Here is a 24,659-nt window from a genome sequence, read left to right as displayed (position 1 = left end):
TTCGCCTGGCCGCCTCAGGCGCCGGGCCGGCAGCGCAGGCCGTCCACCAGCAGTCCGACCATCCGGCGCGTGGCGGCCGTGTCCTCGTCGGGATTGGCCTTGCACAGCGTCGCCACCGCACGCAGCAGCTCGTCCGCCTCGTAGCCGGGGCGGATCACATCCTGCGCGACGGCGGCCTGCAGCAGCCCGCTCAAGGCTGGACGCAGGCGGCTGTAGAAATAGTCGGGCAGCGCGGCATAGGCGGCGCTGCCCGACTGCAGCGCGCCCGACAGGCCACGTTTAGTCACGATGAAGTCGACGTAGCGCTGCATCCAGCGCGCCAATGCCTCGCCCGCATCGTGTTCGGCGGCGAGAAGGGGGGCCGCGTCGGCGCAGGCATCGATCTGGGATTTCATGACCGCGATGATCAGGTCGGCCCGCTGGGGGAAGTGGCGGTAGAAGGTCCCGACTCCGACGCCGGCCCGTTCCGCGATCTCGCGCACCGGCGCGTCCACGCCCGACTTGGCGAACACGTCCATTGCCGCTTCGAGCAGCCGGTCCAGGTTGCGCTGGGCGTCCGCACGCTTGCCGCGCGCCGACGTGGTCCCGGCCACGCCTTCTTCTTGTGATGTCGTATGCATAAAAAAATTGCTTTCAAACGGAACACGGTTCCGTTTATAATGCGGAATCGTGTTCCGTTTTGTACATGGTATCAGGTCTTTGACCAGCAGGGCAGCGGAACTTCTCTCAATCCTGTTCCCGAAAGGAGAAATCATGCCCAATCCTCAAGTATGCATGTTCTGCCGCTACAGGAGAACACCCGTGAACGGAGCTGCCGCACCATCATGCAATCACGCTGCGGAACAGATGGCGCCGACGGGCGCTCCGCCCGTGCAGCAGCGATCCGGCCTGCTTGCGGCAGCGCGCCGGCGCGCCGGCCAGGGAGGTCTTGCGCGCCATAGTTAGCCAAACGTGTCATATGGGTAACTTTACTGTTATGCTCATGCATTATTTGACATGGAGGCTTGTATGAAACGCAGGGAGTTCGTTCAGCTCGGATTAAGCGCAGGGATCGCGGCAGGCTCGGCGGGTGCGGCAGGGGTGGCAAGCGCGGCCGGCAGTGCAGGCCCCGGCATCCTTGACGCCGGCGTGCGCGAGCAGCAGGCCCAAATGGCGTCCGGCAAACTGACTTCCAGCAGCCTCGTCAAGCAATACCTGGCCCGCATCGCCGCCGTCGACAAGGCCGGCCCGCGCATCAATTCCGTGATCGAGACCAATCCGGACGCGCTCACCATCGCCGCCGTGATGGACCGCGAACGCGCCGCCGGCAAGGTGCGCGGCCCCCTGCACGGGATTCCGGTCCTGCTGAAAGACAATATCGCCACCGGCGACAAGATGAGCACCAGCGCCGGCTCCCTCGCCCTGAGCGGCGTGCGCGCCACCCGCGACGCCCACATCGTGGCCCTGCTGCGCCAGGCCGGCGCCGTCATCATCGGCAAGACCAACCTGTCCGAATGGGCGAACATGCGCTCGACCAAGTCGGTCAGCGGCTGGAGCGGCCGCGGCGGGCAGACCAGGAATCCCTACGCGCTCGACCGCAACACCAGCGGCTCCAGCTCGGGTTCGGGCGCGGCGGCCGCCGCGGCGCTGGCGACCCTCACCGTGGGCACCGAGACCGACGGCTCGATCGTCTCGCCATCCTCGTCCTGCGGCATCGTCGGCATCAAGCCGACCCTGGGCCTCTTGAGCCGCAGCGGCATCATCCCGATCGCCCACTCCCAGGATACGGCCGGACCGATGACCCGCAGCGTCGCCGACGCCGCCCTGATGCTGGCCGCGATGGCCGGTCCGGACAAGGACGACGCCGCCACCGCCGATAGCGGCAACCACCTCAAGGACTACGCGGCGGCGCTGCGCACCGACGGCCTGAAGGGCAAGCGCATCGGCGTGGCGCGCAATTTCTTCGGCGCGAACGACGCGGTCGACGCCATCATCGAAAAAGAGCTCGACATCCTGCGCGCGCAAGGCGCGGTGCTGGTCGACGTGAAGGTGCCGAACACCGACAAGTACGGCGACAGCGAGCTGCAGGTGCTGCTCTACGAATTCGCGCCGGGCCTGGCCGCCTACCTGAAGAACTACGCGCCGCATGCGCCGATCAAGACCATGGCCGACGTGATCGCCTTCAACGAGAAGAACGCAGCCAGGGAGATGCCCTACTTCAAGCAGGAGCACCTGGTGGCGGCCGCGGCCAAGCCGGGGCTGGACGCGCGCGAGTACAAGGAGGCGCTGGCGAACGACCTGCGCTATTCGCGCGAGGAGGGCATCGACCAGGTAATGAAGGAACACAAGCTCGATGCGCTGGTGGCGCCGACCGGGGGGCCGGCCTGGCTGACCGACTATATCAACGGCGACCACTACGGCGGCAGCTTCTCGACCCCGGCGGCGGTGGCGGGCTATCCGCACATCACGGTGCCGGCCGGCTTCACGCGCGGCCTGCCGGTGGGCATCTCCTTCGTTGGCGGCGCCTGGAGCGAAGCCAGCCTGATCGGCATGGCCTATGCCTACGAGCAGGCCTCGAAGCGCCGCCGCGCGCCGACCTATCCGGCCAGCGTCAACGTCAGGTTCTAACGCGCCCCGGCCTTGACCTTGGCGAACACGGGGCCCCATTGCGGGTGGCCGTGCTCGCCAGGCGCCAGGTCGAAGTTCGGGTCGAGCCGCCGGGCGCGCTCGAACGCCTGGCGGCATGGGACCGGGCGGCCCGTCACGCAATAGCTGAACGCCGTGTACTTCAGCGCGGTGACGCGGTTGCGCAGCGAACCGCCGTTCATGTCGCTCGAGGTGAGGCGCTTGATGGCGGCATTGAACTCCCCGTCATGATACAGGGCGATGCCTTCGCGCAGGGCGATGTCGTCGCGGTCGGCGGCCGGCCGTTCAGGCCGTGGCGCGGGGCGCTCGGGGCGTTCGGCGCGGGCGCGCTGCACGTCCTCGGCGCGCGGGTGAGGACGCGGACGCGACGTTTCCTTCGGGCCGAATACCGAATCCAGGCCGGCATTCAGTTGGGCGCAGCCGCCCAGCAGCAGCACGGCGGCGAGGGCGCCGGCACGCAGGCAGGGTGTCTTGAAGCGTGGCTTCACTGGGTGGCCTCCTCGCTAAAGTCCAGTTCGATGGTCGAGGAATCGCCCTTGGCGGCGTTCACCGTGACCGTGTGTTCGGGGAAGCTGGGGTTGGTGATGCGGATCGTGTGCTCGCCCGGCGCCAGGTTCAGGCGCTTGAGCGGCGGGCTGGCGCCGTAGTTCACGCCATTGACCTGCACCATGCCCCAGGGTTTGATGATGAGCTTGTAGCTGGCGCCGGCGCCGGCCGGCATGGCGGGCTGCGCCGCGCCATGCGGCGTCATGGCCGGAGCGTTGGCCGGCGGGAGGACGGCCGCGAGCGGGTCCGGCTGGGGTTGTCCCGCCGGCAGCGCTGCGCCGGCGACGGCCAGTTCGGCCCCGGCAGGCAGCGCCTGCGCGTCTGCCGGGGCCTGCGGCAGAGGCTCGTCCGGCAGCGACAGCGTCAGGGCATCGCGCGAATCGGCCTGGTGCAGCAGCGCGATCAGGGCGCCGGCCGCGCACAGCAGCACGGTGGCCGCCGCCACCAGCATGAGCCAGCGCCGCAGGCGGCCCTTGTCGAGTGCGGCGGATGATTCGGCCAGGAAAGAGGGCGGCGCTTCCTGCACGGGCGATAGCGCAGCCGGGGCCGGCTGCACCGGCAGCGCGGGGCCGAGCGGCACGATGCCGAGCAGGTTGCGCAGTTCCTCGATGGTGCGCGGGCGCTCTGCCGGATCGGGCGAGAGGCAGCGGTCGACGGCAGCCAGGAAGGTGTCGCTGTACTCGCCTGTCACGCGGCCGCGCAGCGGTGCGCGGGGCGGCGCCTCCATCGTGATCGCGTAATGGACGACGGCGGCGAGGTCGTGCATGTCGCCGGCCTCGGACCAGGGCGCATCGGATTCGGGCGAGGGAAGCAGGATAGGATCGCCGGAATCGAGCACCAGCACGGTGTCGGGATCGATGGGACGATGCGGCATCTGCATCGCGTACTGCAGTTCGAGCGACTGCAGGATCTGGCGGAAGATTCGCCGGCACCAGACCTCGTTGACGAGTTCCTGGTTGCATTCGACCACCTCGCGCACGGTCCGGCCGTCGGTTTGCTGCTGCTGGGTTACGGGTGTGCTCGTCATCATGGCATGTGCGCCGTGCCGTGACGTGGTGAAGCCCGCTGCCCCGGCCCGGTATTTGTATTTTGACAAATAATGCCAGATTTGCCCGGGGCGTGGCGCTGCTGAGCCAACCGTGCGCAGCTGTTACAAATCGCTTACATATTTGATAACAGCAACGCCTGGCAGGCTCAGACTGCGAGGAAGCGCATCTTGAAGTAGCGGCCCTTGATCGCGCCGAATTCCGGGCCCGGCGCATTGCGGTCGGACAGGCGGGCCACGGCCGCATGCGCCACGTGGCGGTCGAGCGCCACATAGCTGGCGAACTCGCCGACATTGATCTTGCCGACTTGTTCCTTGGTGAGCCCGGCGTCGCCGGTCAGGGCGCCGAGGATGTCGCCCGGACGCAGCTTGGCCTTCTTGCCGCCCGCGATGTGCAGGGTCAGCATGGGCGCGGGCGCGCCGGCTTCCTGGTGCTCGCCCAGGTCGTCGAGCGGGTGCCAGGTGGCCGGCATGTCCTGGTATTCCTCGATCAGGCGCACCCACTTCTTTTCGTTCGGCGCGCACAGGGTGAGCGCCAGGCCCGATTCCCCGCCGCGGCCGGTGCGGCCGATGCGGTGCACGTGCACTTCCGGATCCTTCGAGACGTCGGCATTGACGACGGTGTCGAGGTTGGCGATGTCGAGGCCGCGCGCGGCCACGTCGGTGGCGACCAGCACCGAACAGCTGCGGTTGGCGAACAGCACCAGGATCTCGTCGCGCTCCCATTGCTCGAGTTCGCCGTACAGCGCGAGCGCCGAGAAGCCTTGCGCACGCAGGTGGTCGGCCAGTTCGCGGCAGTGCGCCTTGGTATTGCAGAAGGCGAGGGTGGAGACCGGTTGGTAGTGCTTGAGCAGGCGCGCCACCGCTTCGTCGCGGCCTTCGAAGCCGATCTCGTAGAAGCGCTGTTCGATCTTTTCCGCGCTGTGCTGGCTCTCGACCGCCACTTCGAGCGGGTCGCGCAGGAAGCCGGCGGTGGCGAAGCGGATATCGTCCGGATAGGTGGCCGAGAACAGCAGGGTCTGGCGGCGTTCCGGGCAGGCGCTGACGATGCCGGCGATCTCGTCGTAGAAACCCATGTCGGTCATGCGGTCGGCCTCGTCCAGCACCAGGGTCTGGACCTTCGAGAGGTCGAGGGTGCTGCGGCCGAGGTGGTCGCGGATGCGGCCCGGGGTGCCGACCACGATGTGGGCGCCATGCTCGAGCGAGGCGATCTGCGGACGCATGGCGACGCCGCCGGTGAGCGTGAGGATCTTGACGTTGCCGACCCCGCGCGCCAGGCGGCGCAGTTCGCCCGCGACCTGGTCGGCCAGTTCGCGGGTCGGGCACAGCACCAGGCCCTGCACGGCAAACCAGGCCGGGTTGAGCTTGTGCAGGATGCCGATGCCGAAGGCGGCGGTCTTGCCGCTGCCGGTCTTGGCCTGGGCGATCAGGTCGCGTCCTTCGAGCACGGCCGGCAGGCTCTCGGCCTGGATCGGCGTCATGGCGTGGTAGCCCAGCGTGGCGAGGTTGGCGAGGAAGCGCGGCGCCAGCGGCAGTGAGGTGAAAGGTGCTTGGGTGTGCATGGTAGTCGAGCCAAAAGGCCGGACTAGGTCGAGGCCGGCGCCCAGACCGGCAGGCCGGTCAGGTCAAGGTTGTCGTCGCGGCGCCAGACCGGCAGGCCGGTGGTGTCGGTTTCTTCGAGCAGTTCCAGTTGTTCCTGCTTCAGCGAGACGCGGCGCGCCCTGGGAGCGGCACGCTTGGCTTCGACAACGGGAACGGGGGGAGCGGCCGGTTCAAAGCCCGGCAGGTCGATCGTTGCGTTGTCTTTCTTGTCTCTCATAAGCTCTTACTGCGAAGCTCTTACTGCCGGTTTTTGCAGTGCAATCCTACGCACTACTTTTGCCGCCGTAGAAAACAAAAGCCCGGCTGCAAGAGTCGGGCTTCTGTACGGTATTTGGTTGCGGGGACAGGATTTGAACCTGTGACCTTCGGGTTATGAGCCCGACGAGCTGCCAGACTGCTCCACCCCGCGTCTGAGAAAAAGATTATAGCGCGTCCCGGGCCTCAACGCAATCGGCATATTTTCTGGAGATGCCATGCTTGCGTCAGATCAAGCGACGCGCAGGCGCCAGAGCGAGGTCACTTCGCGCGAGCGCGCCGCATGCAGCGGGTCGTCCGGATCGCTGGCCTTGCCGTGGGTGGGGCGGCTGTCGTGGCGGGCGACGACTTCGAGGCCGGCAGCGGCGATCCAGCCGAGCAGTTGCTCGCGTGGCCGCAGGCCCAGGTGCTCGGCCAGGTCGGACAGGATCAGCCAGCCTTCGCCACCCGCTTCCAGGTGGGCGCCCAGGCCGCCCAGGAAACCCTTGAGCATGCGGCTGTCGGGGTCGTAGATCGCGTACTCGATGGCCGAGCTGGGCTTGCCCGGCAGCCAGGGCGGATTGCAGACCACCAGCGGCGCGCGGCCTTCGGGGAAGAGGTCGGCCTGGACTACTTCCACCGCGGCGTTCAGGCCGAGGCGTGCGATGTTCTCGCGCGCGCAGCCCAGGGCGCGGGCATCCATATCGGTCGCGACAACGCGGGCGATGCCGCGGCGCGCCAGCACGGCCGACAGCACGCCGGTGCCGGCGCCGATGTCGAAGGCCAGCCTGGTGCCGTGCTGCAGCGGCGCCTGCGCCACCAGTTCCACGTACTCGCCGCGCACCGGCGAGAACACGCCGTACCAGGGGTGGATGCGCTCGTCGAGGGCGGGAATGTGCACGCCCTTGCGGCGCCACTCGTGGGCGCCGATCACGCCCAGCAGTTCGCGCAGCGAGGCGACATAGGGTTGCGTGGCCGGGCCATGGGCCTCGAGGCAGGCCTCATGGACGTCGGGGGCGCGGCGCAGTGGAATCACGTGGCCGGGCTCGAAGGGGATCAGGAGCATGGCCAGGGTGCGGGCGCGCTGCAGCTGCTGGAGGCGATGGCGGTGGAACAGCTCGGTGGGCGTGGCCTGGCTCGTTTTACCGGACTTGGCGCGGCCCTTGCGTTCGCTCTTGTGGTCGACCCGGCGCACCAGTGCGTTCAGCAGCTGGCGCGCGTTCTGGAAGTCGCCGCGCCACAGCAGGGCGGTACCGTCCAGCGCCAGGCGGTAGGCCGCGTCGGCGTTCATGGTGTCGTCGGCGACCACGACCTTCTTCGGCGCCGGCCAGCCGCTTTCCGAACGCCATTGGGCGCTGCGGTCGACGCCGCCTTCCTGCCACGTAATCTGGTTCATCGAGGGCTTGTCAGTGGTGGTGATGCCAGTTGCCGTCGGTCGATTCGAGGTAGGACTTCACGGCGTCCGGGTTGCCGGTGGCGTGGCGCTTGACCTCGCCGCAGTCGCAGATGCCCTGGTAGGGCTGGATGTGCGAGCAGGCCGAGACCTTCTGCAGGAAGACCTTGACGGGTTTGGTGCACTTGGCGCACTTGAAGGTGAGGATGCGGGTGGGTTTCATGATGATTGAGCGGTTGCGTGCAAAGCGCGCATTGTACTAGGGATGGCCGTCCGGGGCAGCTCAGCGCGCCCCGGGCAATGTTCGTCATGCCGGCGCACAGGCCCTCAGCGTCTGCTGCTCGGCCGCGCTGCCGGGTAGCGGTAATGGCCCGTGATCGGGTAGGCGAACAGGCGGTCTTCCATGCGCGTGCCGGCGCCGATGTTGTGGATGACGAGTGGAACGCCGGACGGTGTGCGCACATCGGCCACCAGGCCAATATGGGGGAGCCCGGGCGGCACCGTCCATGTGACGATGTCGCCAGGGGCGTAGTCGCTTGCGTTCTTGCTCACTGGCAGCGACTGTCCGTGGCGCGTGAAAAAGACGGCGAGGTTCGGGACCCTGCGGTGGTCGATGTTCGGATCGGGGCGCTTGAGGCCCCATTGGGAATGCGGATAAGCCTTCCACGCCGCCTTCATGTCCCGGTGGACGAGTTGCTGCAGATCGATTCCGGTCTGCCGCAAGGCGCGTATCACGACGTCGGTGCACACACCGCGCTCGGCCGGGACATCGCCGCCCGGATAGGCCAATCGCTGGTAACTGGCGTCGTACAGCAGGGTCACGCCGATCTGCTTCTTCGCGGCTGCGACGACCTGGTGCTGCTGCCCGGCCGCACCCGCCGTGCTGACCGGGCCATGGCACAGCATGGCAAGGCCGAAGGCGATGGAACACACCCTGGCGGCATGCCGTGTCGCGGGTGGCCGGCAAGCATGGCACAGCGTGGGGCAGTGAAAACGCATGACAGGTCTCCAGTAATCATGTCAAGGCTATAGCTTGCGCTGCCGAATCCGGTATGACTTGAGACGGCGCAGCCGCGCCTGCGCGACCCGCCTCCGCGCCGCGCCAGCTTACTCGACCACGACGCTGCTGCTGCCGCCACCGCCCGGGCGCACCAGCACCTTGGTGGCGATGCGTTCCGTCATTTCCTGCACGTGCGAGATGACGCCGACCTTGCGGCCCATCGACTGCAGGGCGTCCAGCGCATCCATGGCCACGCCCAGGGTGTCGCTGTCGAGCGAGCCGAAGCCTTCGTCGATGAACAGCGATTCGACCCGCACCCGGTTCGAGGACAGCGAAGCCAGTCCCAGCGCCAGGGCCAGCGAGACCAGGAATGATTCGCCGCCCGACAGGGAATTCACGGAGCGGACCTCGCCGCCCATGTCCTGGTCGCGCACCATCAGGGCCAGCGAGGGGGCGCCGCCGTTGGAGACGCGCTCCAGGCGGTAGCGCCGCGCCAGCTGGGCCAGGTGGGCGTTGGCGTAGCCGAGCAGCACGTCGAGCGTGAACTGCTGGGCGTAGTTGCGGAAGCGCTTGCCGTCGTGGGAGCCGATCAGCTCGGACAGCTTGCCCCAGCGCCTTTCCTCGGCCTGCTGGCGCTCGATCTCGGCCATGACGGCTTGGGCCTGCACCCGGCGCGTGTCGTCCTGGGCCGCACGCATGCGCAGCTCGGTGGCGCGGTCGTGGGCTTCGCGGCGCTCGCTCGTCAAGGCATCCACCGCGGCGGCGACAGCGTCAAAGGACAGGCCGCTTTCCGGCCGGCCCTCGGCATGCAGGGCGCGCTGGGCGCGGCGCTCGGCCAGCACGGTCGTGGCGCTGGCCACCTGGGACTCGAGCGCCGCCAATGCCGCGCGTTCCTGCCCCAGCCAGGTGCTGCCGACTGCCAGCAGGCTGCCGAGTTCGGCGGCATTGGCGACCGGGTCGAGACCGCTGCCGGATTCCTCGCTTTGGCGGCGGTAGTCTTCCAGCCAGTCGCCCAGCGCCGCCGCGGCGCGGGCGCCGGCATTGTCGAGCGCCGCGATCTGCTCGCCCAGCTGGGCCAGCGCGGTGCGGGCGCTGGCTTCACGCTGACTGGTTTCGTTGGTGGTCGCCTGGCGCGCATTGAGGGCGTTGCGCGCGGAAGCGACGCTCGTCACCAGCTCCTGCTCGACCTCCGTTACCGGCCGACCCTGCCACAGGGCGGCGCGTTCGGCGCGCCGGGTGGACAGTTCCTCGTCGATGCGCTTGAACTCGGCGGCGACGCCGGCCCCGTGCCGGTCGGCCTGGGCGATGCGTTCATGGGCGCCGGCCACTTCGGCTTCCAGTGTGGCGACGGTTGCCGCGCTGCGGGTGTGCAGGGCGGTCTGTTCCTGCCATTGCGCGGCCTCGACGGCGCGCATGCCGCGCCATGCATCCGGATCGCGGCGCCAGGCATCCTGCCAGGCGTCGCCGATGGCGTCGGACAGCACCGGATCGAGCTCGGCCAGCACGGCGGCGAGCTGGGCGGCCGCCGCTTCCTGCTGCACCGTGCGCGCCCGCAACTCGGACTGCAGGCGGGCGCCGGCCTCGCGAGCGGCGTCCAGCACCTGGCGCAGGCGTGCGTGTTCGCCCTGGGTGCGGTCATAGGCGGCCTGGGCGGCGTCGCGCGCCTGGGCGGCCCGGCGCAGCGAGGCGCCGCGCGCATCGAGGGCGGCAAGCGCCTCGTGCAAACCATCGCGCGCCGCGAGGAACCAGGCGGCAGGTTCAAGGTCTTGCGGCACTTCGCCTGCCAGCGGCTCGGCCTTCCACTCGGCCGCGAGTTCCTCGACCAGGCGCGCCAGGCCGGCACGCTCGCGCTGCAGGGACGCCAGGCCCTCGCTCATTGCCGCCAGCGTGGCGGCCTGCGCCGCCTGGGCCGCTTCGTTGTCGCGCACCAGCTTGCGGCATTGCGTGACTTCCTGGCGCAGCGTGGCCAGCATGGTCCGCAACACGTCCTGGCGGCCGTCGTCGTGGTAGGGGTGCTCGTGGGCGCCGCAGACCGGGCAGGGCGTGTCGTCCTCCAACGTGGCGCGCAATTCCTCCACATTGGCGGCGCAGGCCAGTTCGGCCGCGGACATTGATTTTTCGGCCTGCTGCATGGCCCCCAGGAGGGCCGGCGCGGCGGCACGCGCTTCCTCGAGCAGGCGGGCGGCGCCGGCACGGGCCGTGTCGACGCGGTCGAATTCGCGGCTGGTGTCCTGCAATTCCTGGCGCGTGGTGACGAGGGCCGTCCAGGCCTTCTCGGCGGCGGACAGGCGTTCGCGGCGCGCTTCCAATGCCTGGCGTTCCTGGTCGATGGCCTGCGGATCGATCGCCTCCAGTGCGGCCATTGCCTCGCGGCGCGCGCTGTCCTGGGCGTCCAGGCGGCCGGCCGTGTCGGCCAGTGCGAGGCTTGCCGCCTGTTCGGCCTGGGCGGCCTCCTGCGCCTGCCGGCTGGCCGTGGCCAGGGCCGTGCTTGCGGCGGCATCGACGGTCACCAGCTGTCCGGCCTGGGTCAGGAGCTTGTCCCAGCGCGGCCACTGGACGGCCATCGGTTCCAGGCGCGCATGGGCGGATAGCCAGGCGGCGGCGGCGTCGCGTTGGCGGCGCGCGGTGTCGAGCTCGAGCGACTTGGCCTGGTGCACGGCGCGCGCCTGGCGCGCCTCGTGCCGCGCCGCTTCCAGGGCAGCTGCGGCCTGGGCGTGCGAGGGCGCCTGCGCGGCGATGGCGGCATCCAGGCCCTTGGCCGCGTCCAGCTGGGGCGCCGCACCGCGCAGGGCGTTTTCCGCTGCATCGACGGCTGCGAGGGCGGCGTCGACGTCGAGCACGGCCTGGCGCCTGGCCTCGACGGCCAGCGCCAGCGCGGATTCGAGCTTGCCGCCTGATTCGGCCGCCGCCTTGCGCTCTTCATCCAGGCGCACGATGTCCGCCACCAGGGGGCGGGCCGGTTGCACGGCATCCAGGGTGGCCAGGCGCCTGCGGCGTTCACCGGATTCCTGCTGCGCAGCCTGGGCGTTCGCGAGGGTCTCGGCAGCCTGGGTCTCGCTGGCCGCGAGCTTGGCCGCTTCCTGGTGCCAGCGCAACTCCTGCTCGAGGGCGGAACGGCGCGCATCGGCCGCTTCCAGCGCCAGCTCGGCGGTAGCGCGCTCGGCGTCGAGCTTTTCGCGTTCTTCAGGCGGCAAGGGCGCCTGGTTCGCGAGCTGCGAGGTAAGCATCTTCGTGCGTTCCTGCTCGGCGCGGTAGCGCTCGAAGGCGCGCTTGGAGATCTCGGTGTAGATGGTCGTGCCGGTCAGGGTTTCCAGCAGTTCGCCGCGTTCGTTCTCGTCGGTTTTCAGGAAAGCCGAGAACTCGTTCTGGGCCAGCAGCACGGCGCGCGTGAACTGCTCGAAAGACAGGCCGATGCGCGCCACGATCTCGTTCGCGACCTCGGTCTTGGTGCCGCCGAGCGGATCGAGTTCGGGCAGGCGGTGCAGGGTCATCTTCGAGGGCTGCAGGGCGCCGCTTGCCTTGCTGTAGGCGCGCCGCACGCTCCAGCGCGCGCGGTAGCGGATGTCGTCGTTGCCGGCGAAATCGACTTCGGCCCAGGCTTCGGCCGCGCCGCGCCGCAGCAGGGTGCGCGGGTCGAGCGCCGAGACCGTATCCGCGCCGACGTCCGGCAGCTGGCTGCCGGCGCGCTTGAGCAGGCGCGGAGTGGCGTCGTACAGGGCCAGGCAAAGGGCGTCGAGCAGGGTGCTCTTGCCCGCGCCGGTAGGGCCGCTGATGGCGAACAGGCCGCTGGACGCGAGCGGTTCGGATTCGAAATCGACCTGGAATTCCCCCGCGAGCGAGGCGAGGTTCTTGCCGGCGATGCGCAGGATCCTCATGCCTGGTCTCCCAGCGCATGGGTGAGCTCGGCGAAGGCGGCGAGCTGCTCAGGCGGGGCCTCGTCGCCGTAGCGCTGGGCCCACAGGCGGCGGAAGATGTCGTCCGGCTGCAGCTGGGCCAGCTGGTCGAGGGTGAGTGCCTGGTCGGGCTGCTCGGCGCCGGTGTGGCGGCGGGTCGGTTCGATCTTGGCCAGGCGCACCGGCTTGCCGGCAAGGACAGCCTCGACCTGGGCGCGCAGGCCGGGCTCGGGGCCGTCGAGCAGCACGCGCACTTCGAGGTAGGGCTGGGCATGCAGGGGCGCGTCCGGCACGTCGAGCGCCTCGAGGGCGGCCAGGACTTCGCCGAGCGGCGCGGGTTGGGGCGGCACGCGCAGCAGCTGCACGGCGCGCGGCACGAAGAGCGGCGTCACGGCCTGCACCCGCGCCCCGTCGAGGTCGATGCGCAGCACCTGGTGCTGGTAGCCGACCTCCGAGAAGGACAGGGGCAGGGGGCTGCCGCAATAGCGGCGGTGCTCGTGGCCGCCGACCTTCTGGGCCAGGTGCAGGTGGCCCAGGGCCACGTAGGCGACCTGCGGGTCGAACATCGAGGCGGGCAGGGCTTCGGTGCCGCCGATCACGATGCGGCGCTCGGAATCCTGGGACGACTGGCCGTCCACCATATGGCAATGCCCCATCGCCACGATGGCCTCGGCGCCCGTGCAGCGCGATTGCGCCAGCGCGAAGGCTTGCCGGTAGAGCAGGGTGGTGCCGTGCAGGTAGGGATCGAGAGCCGTTTCTTCGGCCTCGAGCACGGCGCGCGGCACGTCGCCAGGGCGCAGGAAGGGAATCGCCAGGCACCAGGCCGTCACCTTGCCGGTGCGGTCGCGCAGCGGCACCAGCAGGCGCTCCAGGTCGATGGCGCCGTCCGGCGTGCGGCCGACATTGCCGACCACGACCGTTCCATGCGCTTCGAGCAGCGGCGTCGGCGCTTCCAGGCGGCCCGGGGAATCGTGGTTGCCCGCGATGACCACCACCTGCAGGTGGGGAACCCTGGCCTTGGCCTGCTGCAGGAAGCGGTAGAGCTGGCGGTGGGCGGCGGCCGAGGGATTGGCGTTGTCGAAGATGTCTCCGGCGATCAGGAGCACGTCGATTTCCTCGGCGGCGAGCGTCTCCACGAGCCAGTCCAGGAAGCAGGCGTGCTCGTGGCTCCGGTCGAAGTTGTGCAGGGTCTGGCCCAGGTGCCAGTCGGAAGTGTGGAGCAGCCGCATGGTTAAAATAGTAAGTCGGGGTCGGCGCTTACTATAGCGCAGACTTGCCGTGTCGCCCAGAAAAAGACTGTGTTTTTTTACAGTAGTATTGGTTTGTCATTACAATATCGTCATGAGCGAAATCAAACTGAGCAAGCCGGCCGCCCGGGCCCTGCACCTGGCCGCCCAGGAGATGCTGGGCCCGCCGCGCCGGCGCGCCGCCAAGGCCGATGTGCTGGCGGCGATCCGCCGCATGGGCATGTTGCAGATCGACACCATCAGCGTCGTGGCGCGCAGTCCCTACCTGGTGCTGTGGAGCCGGCTGGGCGACTACGAGCCGGCCTGGCTGGACGAACTGCTGGCCGAGGGCGCCCTGTTCGAGTACTGGGCGCACGAGGCCTGCTTCCTGCCGATCGAGCACTACGGCTTGTACCGCCACCGCATGCTCGACCCGGAAGCGATGGGCTGGAAGTATTCCAGCAACTGGATGCGCGAGCGCGCAGCCGAGGTCCAGGCCCTGCTGGCCCACGTGCGCGCCAACGGCCCTGTACGCTCGTCCGATTTCGAACGCAGCGACGGCAAGGCCGGCGGCTGGTGGGAGTGGAAGCCGGAAAAGCGCAGCCTCGAAGTGCTGTTCACCGCGGGCGAACTGATGATCGCCCGGCGCCACAACTTCCAGCGCATCTATGACCTGGCCGAGCGCGTGCATCCTGGCTGGCACGACGGCCTGACCCCGCCTCTCGAGGAGGTGCGGCGCACCTTCGTGCTGCAGGCGGTGCGCGCGCTCGGGCTGGCGAAGGCCGCCTGGATTCCCGATTACCACCGCACGCGCCGGCCCCATCCGGACCCGGCCGCGCTGGCCGACGCGGGCCTGCTGCTGCGCGCCCGGGTCGAGGGATGGGACGAGCCGCTCTACATCCATCCCGACCATGCGGAGCTGGCCGCGCGCGCCGCCGATGGCGCGCTGCGTCCGAGCCTGACGACCCTGCTGTCGCCATTCGACCCGATCGTCTGGGACCGCCGCCGCGCGCTCGAACTGTTCGGCTTCGACTACCGGCTTGAATGCTATACCCCGGCGGAAAAGCGCCAGTATGGTTATTTCACCCTGCCGATCCTGCGGCGCGGCGCCCTGGTCGGCCGGGTCGACGCCAAGGCGCACCGCAAGGCCGGCGAGTTCGAATTGCGCAGCATCGTGCTGGAGCCGGGCATGCGGCTGAGCGAACGCTTCGTCTCCGACATCGCCGCGGCGATCTCCCGTTGCGCCCACTGGCACGGATGCCCGGCAGTACGCATCAGCCATACGCTGCCGAATGAGCTCGGCGCGCAACTGGAAAGTAAACTGTGTGACTGAAAAACATTCCGTCGTCATGGGAGGCCGAATGCATGCAATGCTCGAAAGACTTCTGAAACGATGGAAGCGGGAGGGACTGAACGTATTGCCGCCGTATGGCGAAGCGGTGGTGCGTTCGACTTTCCTCGAAGCCGGCACTGAGGTACAGAAGGATGTGATCGTGTTGTACAGCGTGATCGGTGGAATCGATGCGCCGGACGGAAACAACTGGCGCCTCTGGCCACTTTCGGAAGTGTACAAGCGGCGCGCCGAAGCGAACGGCCATGGTGTGCTGTTTTCGGACTTCTTGCTCGATTCGTGGCTCTACCGGATCAAGCCGAACGACACGGAGACCAGCGCCGTCTACGTGGACTACTTCGATGGACGTGAGCCCATTCTTGTAGCGCGAAGCCTCGAGCAGTTCTTCGAGATGTATCTGGATGATCCGACGGGCGTGATGGAAGCCGAGCACTAGATTCTTCGTGTGCGCCGACCAAATTATTTGGACATCGCCACCCCCGAAAAGTCTCCGCTGTCCACCGGGTCGGGTTTGCGCCACCTCAAACCCGATGTGATGCATCTCTCTACACTACGAGTTCCCACCGGCTGGCAAGACCAACAAGACCAAGCCGCCGTCCCGATAAAAGCCACCCCCAGCCATCGCACCTCGGCCCTAGCCGGGGCCGCGTGCTGGCGGTGCCATCCTGAGAGGAGACAGTAGTGTTGACGTCAACCTATACGCTGGTCGCCCTGTCAATCGAGCAGGCCGGCGCCCGCCATGGCCTGCAGGCGCTGCTCGACCGCTGGCACACCAGTGGCCGCAAGTACGCGGAGCCCACCCGCCGCCAGCTCGAGCTGGCCTGCGATGCCCTGCGTGTCGCCTTCGACGGGTGCCACTGGCGTAAACTCGACAAGTTCGTCATTCCGGCGCTGCGCCGGGCCGGCGCGGCAGGGGGGCTGCTGGCCGAACTCGACGCGCTCACCCTGGCCGCCATCGAGGCGCGCGCCGATGCGCACGCCGCCGCGGCGGTGCTGGATGGCAGCTTCGCCGAGGCCGTGGAACGGTGCTGCACGCTGCTGCTCGAACGGCTCGACCGCGAGGAGCGCGAGCTCTTCCCCCTGGCGCGCACCCATGTGCCGAGCGAAGTCTGGTTCGCCATCGCCAACCAGATGCTGGCCCATGAGGCCTGGCAGAACGAGAACCGCGGCTGCCCGGTCGGACCGATGCCGGCCGCCGCCATGGCCCGCAGTTCTGCCCGGCAAAGTCCTTTCGTCACGGTTTCGCAGCCGCTTCCGCACTATGCGGCGCACTAGCCGGCCGGCGGCACGGCCCGGTCGGCGCCCCGGGCAAGCCCCACCGTGGTTCTTTGCTATGATGGGGGTTTTGGAAGTGCGATTTCATCATGTTCGAATTCCTTTTCAAGCGGCAAGGTGGCGACAAACCAGCCGGCGCTCCGGGCGAACAGCCGGGCGCGGCGGGACAGTCGGCAGCGGCCCAGCCTGCGGCGCCGGGGCAGTCCGCCTCGCGTGACGGGGCGGCGGGCTCACCCAGCCCGCGCGAGCGGCAGGCCGAACAGCTCAAGCACCTGGACGGCGACGAAGAGGCCGCCGTCGCCTTCATCCTGTCCTCCGAATTTTCCGAACTGCGCCTGGCCGCGGCCGAACTGGTCCACAGCCGCCCCCAGCTCGAGCGCGTCCATGCGGCCATGCGCAACCTGGACCGGCGCGTGGCCAAGCTCATGCAGTCGCGCCTGGACGCGATCCGCCACCACGAGGCCGAACTGCGGCGCGGCCGGGAAGCCCTGGCGCACGCGCGCTCCCTCCTGGACGACGAACTGCTGACGCCCAACCACGTCGCCGAACTCGACCGCGAATGGGCGGTCATCAAGGCGCCCGAGCTGGCGCCGGAGTTCGACGCCATCCGCGCCGAGCTCGGCAAGCGCCTGGAAGACCAGGTGCAGCTGCAGCGCGCCATGATCGACCGCCTGGCCGCGCTGCGCCAGCTCGAGTCCGCCGGCCTCGATCCCGAAGCCTTCGCCCAGCGTTTGGCAAGCCTGCAGGAAGAGCAGGCCGCCGCCCTGGTGGCGCAAGGCCACGCCTCGCTGCCGCGCACGCTGGTGGCCGAGTTCGCCACCGAGCATGCACGCCTGGGCGCCAGCCTGGCGACGCTGGCCCAGGACCCGGCCGCACTCGCCGCGCGCGAGGCGGCGCTCGGCCAATGGCAGGCCCAGCCGGCCACTGAGTTGAAGGCCGAGGCCCTGCGCAAGGAATGGAACCGCCTGCCGGCGCTGCCCGCGAGCGCACCGGGCGCCGAGCTGCAGCGCCGTTTCGAGGCGCTGCTGGCCACCCTGCCGCAGGAGGCGCCGAAGGCGAAACAGGAGCACAGGCAGGCGGCGCCGGAGGCCCAGCCGAAAGCGCCGAAGGCGCAGAACAGGGGCGCCGACCAGCACTTCCTCGACCGCCTCGACGCCATGGAAGCGGCCTTGCAGCAGGGCTCGCTCGGCACGGCCGCCGAACTCGACAAGTCGCTGAAGGAAAGCAAGGACAAGGGCATGCGCCTGACCCAGGCCCAGGCCGACCGCCTGGCCCATGTGCGCGCCGAGCTCAAGCGCCTGTCAGACTGGGCGCGCTGGGGCGGCAATGTGTCCCGCGAAGAACTGATCAAGTCGGTCGAGGCCTTGCCGACGCAGAACCTGGCGATGAGCGAGCTGGCCAAGAAGGTCGGCAGCATGCGCGAACGCTGGAAGGCCCTCGACAACCTGTCCGGCGCCGCGCCGCGCTCGCTGTGGGAGCGTTTCGATGCCGCCTGCACCGCGGCCTATGCGCCGGCCGCCGCCCACTTCCGCCACCTGGCCGACGAGCGCCATGCGAATGCGGCGCGGGCCCAGGCCCTGGTCGAGGAAGCCCAGGACGAGATCAAGCGCCTGCAGGACGGCAGCGCCGACTGGAAGCACGTCTCCGGCACGGTGCAGCGCCTGCGTACCGCCTGGAGCCACCTGGGCGCCATCGACCGCAAGGATAAAAAACGTCTCGATGGCCTGTTTTCCGAGGCCCTGAACACGCTGCAGCGCCCGCTCGAAGCGCAGCGCAAGGGCGAGATGGCCGTGCGCGAACAATTGATTGGTGAAGCGCTGGCGCTCGACCCGCACGACCGCCATGCGGTCAACGCCCTGCGCGGCCTGCAGCAGCGCTGGCAGGAGCATGCACGCGCCTTGCCGCTCGAGCGCAAGGCCGAGCAGGCGCTGTGGCAGCGTTTCCGCGCCGCCTGCGATGCCCTGTTCGCCCAGAAGAAGGAGCATGCGCACGCCCTCGACGCCGAGCGCCGTTCGCACGAGGCCGCCAAGGAAGCCCTGTGCGCGCGCCTGGAAGCGGCCGCGCCCGATGCGACCCCCGCCAGCGCCGGCAAGCTGCTGCGCGAGGCGGCGGCCGAGTGGCATGCGATCGGCCCGGTGCCGCGCGCCCACGAGGCACGCATCGAGAAACGCTACCACGCCGCGATCGCCGCCGTGCAGCACCACGCCGACGTGGCCCGCCGCGCCGCCGGCATGGCCCTGGCCGGCGCCGTGCGCGACAAGCTGCGCCTGATCCAGGCGCTGGAGGCGGCCCTCGTCAATCCGGACGCCCACACCAACCCGGCCGACTGGCACGCGCGCTGGGAGGCGCTGCTGCCGCTCGAAGGCGGCTACGAGACGATCCTGCGGGGCCGTTTCGACGCCGCCCTGGCCGCACTCGACAAGGGCCGTGAAGCCTATGCGCGCCAGCTCGAAGCGAACCGCGAACAACTGCTGCACGAGCTGCTGCGCCTCGAGATCGCGGCCGGCATCGACAGCGGCGCCGAGTTCGCGCGCGAGCGCCTCAAGCTGCAGGTCGAAGTGCTGCAAAGCTCGCTGAAGTCGGGCCAGAAGCCGGGCACGCAGGCGGCCGGCCTGCGCGAGCTCCTGGGCCTGCCGGCCCTGGCCGACGCCCGCACCGAGACCCGCATCGAGCAGCTCCTGCTGCGCCACGCGAAGGATGGCCGGTGAACGCGCTGGACGTCAAGGCGCCCGAGGCCAGGACCGAGATCCGGGTGCAGCAGGCCGACTTCGACCTGTCGCGGGAAGTCGCCCGCCTGCGCGAAGGCGACGGCCGGGTCGGCGCCGTGGTCAGCTTCGTGGGCACGGTACGCGACCTGAACGAGGGCTCTGCTGTCTCTGAAATGGAGTTGGAGCACTATCCCGGCATGACGGAAAAGGCCCTGGAAGACATCGTGGCCCAGGCACGGGCGCGTTGGACCCTGTTCGGCATCACCGTCCTGCACCGGGTCGGCCCCTTGAAACCGCTGGACCAGATCGTGCTGGTGGCCTGCGCCTCGGCGCACCGGGGCGAAGCCTTCGCGGCCTGCGAGTTCATCATGGACTACCTCAAGACGGACGCGCCATTCTGGAAGAAGGAGCAGACGCCGCAGGGCGCGCGCTGGGTCGACGCCCGCGCCAGCGACGATTCGGCCAAAGCCAAGTGGACCACGATGGGTAGCGGGCGTTGAGCTGGCTGGCGGTAGGAGCGGGGGCGGCGCTGGGCGCCTGGCTGCGCTGGCGGCTGGGCATCCTGCTGGGCAGCCTGCATGCCTACGTGCAGATCGGCACCCTGGCCGCCAACCTGGTCGGCGGCTACCTGGTCGGGCTGGCGCTGGCCTTCTTCACGGCGCATCCCGCGATCGCTCCAGAATGGCGGCTGTTCGCCATCACCGGCTTCCTCGGCGGCCTGACGACGTTTTCCAGCTTCTCGGGCGAATCGGTGATGCTGCTCCAGCGCGGGCAATATGGCTGGGCGCTGGCGCATACGGCCCTGCACCTGTTCGGCTCGCTGCTGTGCTGCGCGGCCGGTTTCGCGACATGGCGCGCCCTGCGCGGCTGACGGTATCATCTTCCAATACCAGTGGATTGGCGCAAGTCAGTACCGGGATGACCGTGCTACCTTGGCGGCTCCTTCAACTACTGCCAAGGACCTGCCATGCAAGCCATTCAACGCCCGACCCCCGCCTTCGTGGGCGCTTCGTGGGGCGCACTGCTGATCGGCGCCAGTGCTTACCTGATCGGTTTGTGGAATGCCCAGATGCAGCTCAATGAAAAAGGCTACTACCTGACCCTGCTGCTCTACGGCCTGTTCGCCGCGGTGTCGCTGCAGAAAACCGTGCGCGACCGCAGCGAGGGACTGCCGGTCACCGGCATTTACTCGGGACTGTGCTGGATCTCCCTGATGGCCGCCATCCTGCTGCTCACGGTCGGCCTGTGGAACGCAACCCTGGCGCCCAGCGAGAAGGGTTTCTACGCCATGTCCTTCACCCTCAGCCTGTTCGCCGTCGTTGCTGTCCAGAAAAACGTGCGTGACCTGGCCGGCCTGAAGGCGCCGAGCCCAAGCCCGACGTCGCCTGAATCGGCTTGCTGAGCATTGCACATCTTGAAAAGCGGATTGCCATCCCAATTTTGCTCCTCAGTTAAGAACACCACTAGGGAGCAAGACCATGCGGCAAGACAAACTGACGACCAAGCTCCAGGAAGCGCTGGCGGATGCCCAGAGCCTGGCGGTCGGTAACGATAACCAGTACATCGAAGCGGTGCACCTGCTCGTCGCCCTGTTGAACCAGGACGACGGCGGGGCCCGTTCCCTCCTGCAGCGCGCCGGCGTCAATGTCGGCGGCCTCTCGAATGCCCTCAAGTCCGCGCTGGAGCGCCTGCCCAAGGTCTCCGGCACCGGCGGCGAGGTGCTTGCGGGGCGCGAGCTCGTTGCGCTGCTCAACCTCGCGGACCGCGAATCGCAGAAGCGTGGCGACCAGTTCCTCTCATCGGAAATGGTGCTGCTGGCCCTCGCCGAGGACAAGTCCGACGCCGGCCGCCTGGCGCGCGAGAACGGCCTGGCTCGAAAGGCGCTGGAGTCGGCCATTTCCGCGGTGCGCGGCGGGGAGTCGGTGAACTCGCAGGATGCCGAAGGCCAGCGTGAAGCGCTGAAGAAATACACCCTCGACCTGACCGAGCGCGCTCGCATGGGCAAGCTCGACCCGGTGATCGGCCGCGACGACGAGATCCGCCGCGCCATCCAGGTGCTGCAGCGCCGCTCGAAGAACAACCCGGTGCTGATCGGCGAACCCGGCGTGGGCAAGACCGCCATCGTCGAGGGCCTGGCCCAGCGCATCGTGAACGGCGAGGTGCCCGATTCCCTCAAGGGCAAGCGCGTGCTCTCGCTCGACATGGCGGCCCTGCTGGCGGGCGCCAAGTACCGCGGCGAGTTCGAGGAGCGCCTCAAGTCCGTGCTGAAGGAACTGGCCCAGGACGAGGGCCAGACCATCGTCTTCATCGACGAGATCCACACCATGGTGGGCGCCGGCAAGGCCGAGGGCGCGATGGATGCGGGCAATATGCTCAAACCCGCGCTGGCGCGCGGCGAACTGCACTGCGTGGGCGCGACCACGCTGGACGAGTACCGCAAGTACGTCGAGAAGGACGCCGCGCTGGAGCGCCGCTTCCAGAAGATCATGGTCGACGAGCCGAGCGTGGAGGCGACCATCGCCATCCTGCGCGGCCTGCAGGAGAAGTACGAGCTGCACCACAAGGTCGAGATCACCGACCCGGCCATCATCGCCGCGGCCGAGCTCTCGCACCGCTACATCAGCGACCGCTTCCTGCCGGACAAGGCGATCGACCTGATCGACGAAGCCGCTTCCAAGATCAAGATCGAGATCGACTCCAAGCCCGAGGTGATGGACAAGCTCGAGCGCCGCCTGATCCAGCTGAAGATCGAGCGCGAAGCGGTGCGCAAGGAAACCGACGAAGCCTCGCTGCGCCGCCTCGAGCTGATCGGCGAGGAGATCGCACGCCTGGAGCGCGAGTACAACGACTACGAGGAAATCCTCAAGGCCGAGAAGGCTGCCGTGCAGGGCACCGCGCACATCAAGGAAGAGATCGAGCGGGTCCGCCACCAGATCGAGGAAGCGAAGCGCCAGAGCGACTACAGCCGCATGTCCGAGCTGTCGTATGGCCGCCTGCCGGAACTGGAGGCCCAGCTGAAGAAGGCGGAGGAGGCCGCGAATGCAGGAGATGGCGAGGCGACCAAACCGAAGCTCCTGCGCACCCAGGTCGGCGCCGAGGAAATCGCCGAAGTGGTGGCGCGCGCCACCGGCATTCCCGTGGCGCGCATGATGCAGGGCGAGCGCGACAAGCTGCTGCACATCGAGGACGAGCTGCACAAGCGGGTGGTGGGCCAGGACGAGGCGATCGAGGCGGTGTCGGATGCGATCCGCCGCTCGCGGGCCGGGCTGTCGGATCCGAACAAGCCGTATGGGTCCTTCATGTTCCTCGGCCCGACCGGCGTCGGCAAGACCGAGCTGTGCAAGGCCCTGGCCGCCTTCCTCTTCGACACCGAGGAGTCCTTGATCCGCATCGACATGAGCGAATTCATGGAGAAGCATTCGGTCGCCCGCCTGATTGGCGCGCCGCCGGGCTATGTCGGCTACGAAGAGGGCGGTTATCTCACCGAAGCCGTGCGCCGCAAGCCCTACAGCGTGATCCTGCTCGACGAGATCGAGAAGGCGCACCCGGACGTGTTCAATGTGCTGCTGCAGGCGCTGGACGACGGCCGCATGACCGACGGCCAGGGCCGCACCGTGGACTTCAAGAACACGGTGATCGTGATGACCTCGAACCTGGGTTCGCACAAGATCCAGTCGATGGACAGCGACGATCCGGCGGTGGTGAAGCTGGCCGTGATGGCCGAGGTGCGCGGACACTTCCGCCCCGAGTTCATCAACCGCATCGACGAGATCGTGGTCTTCCACGCCCTCGACGAGAAGAACATCGGCGCCATCGCCAAGATCCAGCTGCACGGCCTGGAAGAGCGCCTGGCCAAGATGGAGATGCAGCTCGACATCGACGACGAGGCCCTGCAGAAGATCGCGGAAGCCGGCTTCGACCCGGTGTACGGGGCGCGTCCGCTCAAGCGCGCGATCCAGCAGCAGATCGAGAACCCGCTCTCGAAGGCCATCCTGGCCGGCAGGTTCGGGCCGAAGGACACGATCCCCGTGCGGGTGCGCGGCGGCCAGCTGGTGTTCGGCGAGCAGGTCGAGCTGGCCAAGTAATCCGGCCCTGGATGACAAAACGGCGCGTCCCGCAAGGCACGCGCCGTTTTTATGTCGTCAAGCGATTCAAGCCTGCTTGCGGCGACGGCGCGCCATCCATCCCATCACGCCCAGGCCGCCGAGGAAGAGGGCATAGGTCTGCGGTTCCGGCACCGGCGCGATGGTCTGCGACAGCAGGCTGCCCACCTTGCGGTCCCCGTCTCCGAAGAAGTTGACCTTCAGGTGGGGCGCATCCAGGTTAGGTGCGCCACCATCGAGGCGGAACTGGAAGACCAGGTCGTCGGCGAGCGCCACGTGCGCGCCCGAATAGCACAGGCTCATGCCCGCGTGCGAACCGCCGCCGCAGCCGTTGGCATTGAGCTCGTTCGAGGACAGGGTCCAGCCGGTCGCCGCGCCGGGCGCCGATACCAGGGTCACGTCCGAGAAGCTGCCCAGGTCTTTCAGTTGCAGGGCGCCGATGCTGGTCGCCGTGGACCAGTCACCAAGCGGGTTGGCGGCATCGATTTCCAGGGTCAGCAGATTGCCCGACCAGGATGTCGTGAAGGTCACGCCCTGGTAGGTGAGGGTGCCCGCATGGGCGGAAGCGGCAAGGCCGGCGGACAGCAGCAGGGCTGCCGCATTGCGCAGAATCGTCTTCAACTTGGTCTCCTCGAAAAGTTGAAGGACCGGGCCTTCGCGTCGGCGAACGGCCCGGTCCTGCGTACCGTTGAGCACGCGAGTCGAGACTATGCGCTTCGGGTGGCGCTCTCCGTTAGGCGTCTAACCAATGGCTGAGTTAGCGGTGGAAAGCAAAACGGACCGCGCCGGCGGTCCGTTCGAGGGGTAGGGCGGGCTCAGGCCTGCGGGCGCTTGCGGCGGCGCGCCAGGGTAAAGCCTGCAAGGCCGGCGCCGAGGATGGCCAGGGTCGCGGGTTCCGGGACGTCGCCGGCACCGATGCCGGAGGGCGGGATCACAGGGCCGCCGGCGCTTTCGCCGCCGCCCGCATTACCCTGTTCCGTGTCAGGCATCAGGACCGGGTCGAGGCTGCCGGGCGTCTCGCCGCTGTCCTTGTCTTCGCCCTGCTCCGTGCCGCCGGAGGAGGCGGGTGTCTCGGCGTCCAGAGCGAAATCCTCCGACAGCAGGCTGCCGGCCTTGCGGCCGTCGGCGGTGAGGAAGTGAACTTTCAGGTGCGGCGCACCCAGCGTCGGGCTGCCCTCGAAAGTAAAGGTGAAGACCATATTGTCGGCCAGGTCGATCTTGCCGCCTTTGTAGCAGATCTTGCCCGCATTTCCATTCCCCTTGCCGTTGCACCCGTTGGCGCTCAGTTCAGCGCCCGACAGCGTCCATGCGGCGCCCAGCGAGTTCGTCGCACTCACGCTGTCGAAACTGCCCACCGTCTTGATGCCGAGCGCATCGATCGCGACCGCATTCGCCCATCCGCCGGTGGGGTTGGCCGCATCGATTTTCAGGGTCAGGACATTGCCCGTATAGCTCGTGGTGAACACCACGCCATTCAGGGGGATGACACCCGCCGAGGCGCTGCTTGCGGCAGCGAGGAGGACGGGAAGCAGGGCGGTGCGGAGGACGCGATTCATGGAAGTGAAATTTATTTGATGAAAATGCCGATCCGACTAGCTTCGCATTCTTCATTCCACTCGTCAATTTAAATTCATTTTATTAACAATTATTTCCATTAA

The 24,659-nt window shown here is 68.4% G+C and carries 21 protein-coding genes and 1 tRNA gene; 9 read left to right on the top strand and 13 right to left on the bottom strand.

The annotated features are described in order from the left end of the window. Nucleotides 1-14: 14 nt before the first annotated feature. Nucleotides 15-620: a TetR/AcrR family transcriptional regulator gene (locus NX780_RS17950; RefSeq protein WP_258829240.1), complete on the bottom strand. Its 606-nt coding sequence runs from the start codon at nucleotides 618-620 to the stop codon at nucleotides 15-17. 388 nt (nucleotides 621-1,008) lie between these two features. Here NX780_RS17950 and NX780_RS17945 point away from each other — a divergent pair, with 388 nt between their 5' ends. Next, on the top strand, nucleotides 1,009-2,607 hold the full coding sequence (locus tag NX780_RS17945; RefSeq protein ID WP_258829239.1) for an amidase: 1,599 nt from the start codon (nucleotides 1,009-1,011) through the stop codon (nucleotides 2,605-2,607). Here the strand turns inward: NX780_RS17945 and NX780_RS17940 are convergent. From NX780_RS17940 to NX780_RS17895, 10 genes are all read right to left on the bottom strand, one after another. Further along, nucleotides 2,604-3,113 carry a TssQ family T6SS-associated lipoprotein gene (locus tag NX780_RS17940; protein WP_258829238.1) on the bottom strand — a complete coding sequence of 170 codons (510 nt, stop codon included), beginning with the start codon at nucleotides 3,111-3,113 and terminating at the stop codon, nucleotides 2,604-2,606. The genes NX780_RS17945 and NX780_RS17940 overlap by 4 nt on opposite strands. Continuing rightward, the gene (locus tag NX780_RS17935) at nucleotides 3,110-4,201 is read right to left on the bottom strand and encodes a serine/threonine-protein kinase (protein ID WP_258829237.1); all 1,092 of its coding nucleotides are present in this window, start codon (nucleotides 4,199-4,201) and stop codon (nucleotides 3,110-3,112) included. Before NX780_RS17935 ends, NX780_RS17940 begins: the two co-directional genes overlap by 4 nt. Nucleotides 4,202-4,365: 164 nt before the next feature. Further along, the gene (gene dbpA / locus NX780_RS17930) at nucleotides 4,366-5,778 is read right to left on the bottom strand and encodes an ATP-dependent RNA helicase DbpA (RefSeq protein ID WP_258829236.1); all 1,413 of its coding nucleotides are present in this window, start codon (nucleotides 5,776-5,778) and stop codon (nucleotides 4,366-4,368) included. A 23-nt stretch (nucleotides 5,779-5,801) separates the two neighbouring features. Continuing rightward, nucleotides 5,802-6,035, bottom strand: a complete 234-nt coding sequence (locus NX780_RS17925; RefSeq protein ID WP_258829235.1) for a hypothetical protein — start codon at nucleotides 6,033-6,035, stop codon at nucleotides 5,802-5,804. A 115-nt stretch (nucleotides 6,036-6,150) separates the two neighbouring features. Then, a tRNA-Met gene (locus tag NX780_RS17920) sits at nucleotides 6,151-6,227 on the bottom strand. Nucleotides 6,228-6,305: 78 nt separating this feature from the next. Then, complete coding sequence (locus tag NX780_RS17915; RefSeq protein ID WP_258829234.1) at nucleotides 6,306-7,448, bottom strand: methyltransferase; 1,143 nt, start codon at nucleotides 7,446-7,448, stop codon at nucleotides 6,306-6,308. A 10-nt stretch (nucleotides 7,449-7,458) separates the two neighbouring features. Continuing rightward, nucleotides 7,459-7,668 carry a hypothetical protein gene (locus NX780_RS17910; RefSeq protein ID WP_258829233.1) on the bottom strand — a complete coding sequence of 70 codons (210 nt, stop codon included), beginning with the start codon at nucleotides 7,666-7,668 and terminating at the stop codon, nucleotides 7,459-7,461. Nucleotides 7,669-7,772: 104 nt separating this feature from the next. Next, on the bottom strand, nucleotides 7,773-8,444 hold the full coding sequence (locus NX780_RS17905) for a DUF1287 domain-containing protein (RefSeq protein ID WP_258829232.1): 672 nt from the start codon (nucleotides 8,442-8,444) through the stop codon (nucleotides 7,773-7,775). 108 nt (nucleotides 8,445-8,552) lie between these two features. Beyond that, a complete protein-coding gene (locus NX780_RS17900) occupies nucleotides 8,553-12,320 on the bottom strand; it encodes an AAA family ATPase (protein ID WP_258829231.1) in 3,768 nt (1,255 codons plus the stop codon). After that, nucleotides 12,317-13,567 (bottom strand): exonuclease SbcCD subunit D C-terminal domain-containing protein, encoded by a 1,251-nt coding sequence (locus NX780_RS17895; RefSeq protein ID WP_258829230.1) that lies wholly within the window; start codon nucleotides 13,565-13,567, stop codon nucleotides 12,317-12,319. Before NX780_RS17895 ends, NX780_RS17900 begins: the two co-directional genes overlap by 4 nt. 112 nt (nucleotides 13,568-13,679) lie before the next feature. Between NX780_RS17895 and NX780_RS17890 the strand changes: the two genes are divergently transcribed. The 8 genes from NX780_RS17890 (at nucleotide 13,680) to clpB (ending at nucleotide 22,983) form a co-directional block, all read left to right on the top strand. Beyond that, nucleotides 13,680-14,897, top strand: a complete 1,218-nt coding sequence (locus NX780_RS17890; RefSeq protein WP_258829229.1) for a winged helix-turn-helix domain-containing protein — start codon at nucleotides 13,680-13,682, stop codon at nucleotides 14,895-14,897. 28 nt (nucleotides 14,898-14,925) lie between these two features. Then, nucleotides 14,926-15,351, top strand: coding sequence for a hypothetical protein (locus NX780_RS17885; protein WP_258829228.1), 426 nt, complete (start codon nucleotides 14,926-14,928; stop codon nucleotides 15,349-15,351). 245 nt (nucleotides 15,352-15,596) lie between these two features. Beyond that, nucleotides 15,597-16,190 (top strand): hypothetical protein, encoded by a 594-nt coding sequence (locus tag NX780_RS17880; protein WP_258829227.1) that lies wholly within the window; start codon nucleotides 15,597-15,599, stop codon nucleotides 16,188-16,190. 89 nt (nucleotides 16,191-16,279) lie between these two features. Further along, nucleotides 16,280-18,898, top strand: a complete 2,619-nt coding sequence (locus tag NX780_RS17875) for a DUF349 domain-containing protein (RefSeq protein WP_258829226.1) — start codon at nucleotides 16,280-16,282, stop codon at nucleotides 18,896-18,898. Then, the gene (gene moaE, locus NX780_RS17870; RefSeq protein ID WP_258829225.1) at nucleotides 18,895-19,398 is read left to right on the top strand and encodes a molybdopterin synthase catalytic subunit MoaE; all 504 of its coding nucleotides are present in this window, start codon (nucleotides 18,895-18,897) and stop codon (nucleotides 19,396-19,398) included. Before NX780_RS17875 ends, moaE begins: the two co-directional genes overlap by 4 nt. Then, entirely contained in the window at nucleotides 19,395-19,769 is a 375-nt protein-coding gene (crcB, locus tag NX780_RS17865; RefSeq protein WP_258829224.1) for a fluoride efflux transporter CrcB, read from the top strand. The genes moaE and crcB overlap by 4 nt, the downstream gene beginning before the upstream one ends. 96 nt (nucleotides 19,770-19,865) lie before the next feature. Further along, on the top strand, nucleotides 19,866-20,300 hold the full coding sequence (gene yiaA / locus NX780_RS17860; protein WP_258829223.1) for an inner membrane protein YiaA: 435 nt from the start codon (nucleotides 19,866-19,868) through the stop codon (nucleotides 20,298-20,300). Between the two features lie 76 nt (nucleotides 20,301-20,376). Then, the gene (gene clpB, locus NX780_RS17855) at nucleotides 20,377-22,983 is read left to right on the top strand and encodes an ATP-dependent chaperone ClpB (protein ID WP_258829222.1); all 2,607 of its coding nucleotides are present in this window, start codon (nucleotides 20,377-20,379) and stop codon (nucleotides 22,981-22,983) included. 66 nt (nucleotides 22,984-23,049) lie between these two features. Here clpB and NX780_RS17850 read toward each other — a convergent pair whose 3' ends face one another. Then, nucleotides 23,050-23,622, bottom strand: a complete 573-nt coding sequence (locus NX780_RS17850) for a PEP-CTERM sorting domain-containing protein (protein ID WP_258829221.1) — start codon at nucleotides 23,620-23,622, stop codon at nucleotides 23,050-23,052. Between the two features lie 194 nt (nucleotides 23,623-23,816). Continuing rightward, complete coding sequence (locus tag NX780_RS17845; protein ID WP_258829220.1) at nucleotides 23,817-24,557, bottom strand: PEP-CTERM sorting domain-containing protein; 741 nt, start codon at nucleotides 24,555-24,557, stop codon at nucleotides 23,817-23,819. Nucleotides 24,558-24,659 lie beyond the last annotated feature (102 nt).

It is taken from the genome of Massilia agri (assembly GCF_024753255.1).
Lineage (GTDB): Bacteria > Pseudomonadota > Gammaproteobacteria > Burkholderiales > Burkholderiaceae_D > Telluria > Telluria agri.
Note: the sequence above shows the minus strand (reverse complement) of the source record. Positions and strands in the feature narration are given on the sequence as shown.